This is a genomic window from Shewanella sp. S1-49-MNA-CIBAN-0167 (genome assembly GCF_040310145.1).
GTDB classification, from domain to species: Bacteria; Pseudomonadota; Gammaproteobacteria; order Enterobacterales; family Shewanellaceae; genus Shewanella; species Shewanella psychromarinicola.
Window position 1 is genome coordinate 1 of sequence record NZ_JBEOPO010000410.1, and the last position, 249, is coordinate 249.

The following is a 249-nucleotide window of genomic DNA, read 5'->3' on the forward strand; positions in this document are numbered from 1 at the left end:
CGCCATCACTTTACGCGGGTTATTGGTCATCAACTTTACTTTAGTCACGCCAATTTGCGTTAACATCGGCAAAACCATGTCGTATTTACGCATATCAGCTTCAAAGCCTAAACGCTCATTCGCTTCAACCGTATTGGCACCAGCATCTTGCAGCTCGTAAGCTCTTATTTTATTAAGCAACCCAATACCACGGCCTTCCTGGCGCAAGTACAGAAGAAACCCCTGCCCTTGTTCAGCAATACTCTGCAT

The 249-nt window shown here is 45.8% G+C and carries 1 protein-coding gene; it reads right to left on the bottom strand.

The window, feature by feature from the left end:
* On the bottom strand, positions 1–249 hold a 249-nt coding region (locus AAEZ00_RS21840), incomplete at both ends, for a GTP cyclohydrolase II (RefSeq protein WP_502959364.1).